Annotated in this window: 1 protein-coding gene and 1 pseudogene; both read left to right on the top strand. The window is 47.3% G+C overall.

Annotated features, from left to right (window positions below; translation table 11 throughout):
• A pseudogene (locus tag ACTHUM_RS13520) lies at window positions 1–1174 on the top strand (helicase-related protein); the annotation flags it as partial.
• 65 nt (window positions 1175–1239) lie between these two features.
• A partial coding sequence (locus ACTHUM_RS13515; protein ID WP_440403115.1) for a hypothetical protein occupies window positions 1240–1593 on the top strand: 354 nt, incomplete at its 3' end.

Genomic DNA, 1593 nt, shown 5'->3' with positions numbered 1-1593 from the left:
CGAACAACGCCCTGTCGCCCAACAACGCATTGAACAGCGCACCCGCTTCGACCTCGAAATGCTCTACGAAATGGGCTTCTGCAAAGGCATCGAAAACTACTCCCGCCACTTCTAAGGAAAAAAAGAAGGCGAACCGCCGCCCACGCTGATGGACTACCTGCCCGACAACGCTATCATGTTCATCGACGAAAGCCACGTTACCGTCACCCAAATCGGCGGCATGTACAAAGGCGACGCATCGCGCAAGCAAAACCTCGTGGACTACGGCTTCCGCCTGCCTTCCGCCCGAGACAACCGACCGCTCAAGTTCCACGAATTTGAAAAAGTCATGCCGCAAACCATTTTCGTTTCCGCCACCCCCGCCAAATACGAAGAAGAACACGCCGGACAAGTAGTCGAACAAGTCGTCCGCCCCACCGGGCTGGTCGATCCCCAAATCATCATCCGCCCCGTCGCCACCCAAGTTGATGACTTAATGAGCGAAATCAACGACCGCATCCAAAAAGGCGAACGCGTGCTCGTTACCACCCTCACCAAACGCATGGCGGAACAACTCACCGACTATTACAGCGAACTCGGCATCAAAGTGCGCTACCTGCACAGCGACATTGATACCGTAGAGCGTGTTGAAATTATTAGAGATTTGCGGCTCGGATTGTTTGACGTACTCGTCGGCATCAACCTCTTGCGCGAAGGCTTGGACATCCCCGAAGTCTCCCTCGTCGCTATCCTCGACGCTGACAAAGAAGGCTTCCTGCGCTCCCACCGCAGCCTGATTCAAACCATAGGCCGAGCCGCGCGCAACGTGAACGGTGTCGCCATCCTGTACGCCGACAAAATTACCGATTCCATGAAAGCCGCCATCGATGAAACCGAACGCCGCCGCGAAAAACAGATTAAATTCAACGAAGAACACGACATCGTGCCGCAGCAGATTAAAAAACAGGTCAAAGACATCATCGATGGCGTGTACCACGAAGAAGACAGCGGCAAAGGCCGTCTGAAAGGCAAAAACAAAGTCAAAGTCGGCGAGATTCACAATGAAGAAGACGCGATTAAAGAAATCGCCAAACTGGAAAAAGCCATGCAGCAGGCAGCTAGGGATTTGCAGTTTGAAGAAGCGGCTGTGTTGCGGGATAGGATTCGGGGGATTAAAGAGAATTTGTTGTTTTAACTGTGCTATACTTTCAAAAATGTTATTTCTCACAATAAATACCTTATTTATGGATGATAAACAAAATGCATGGTTATAATGATTATCCACCACATTTGTTTTATAAAGGGACAGTAAAAATATCTGTTATTTTGGAGCAAGCGCAAAGAGATACAAATGGTATAAATAAACTTAATAAAGTTCACGAGTTATTTGGAACGCCCGCTGTTGGGCTTGTTGCTAGGATTCGTAGATACATAAATGGGGAAGCTTTAAAAATGCCAGAAGCAATAAATAATGAAAAATATCCATTTAAAGCAATTAAATATGCTCACTGTACCGATTGGGATAAATTCAATGAAGAAAATGGTTCTATTAATGATTTAGCTCATTTACGTGCTTATTTTTGGGATTGCAACCCATATGGTGAGGAACTAATG

It is taken from the genome of Neisseria sp. P0021.S006 (genome assembly GCF_051956895.1).
This window is presented reverse-complemented; position numbering and strand designations above follow the sequence as displayed.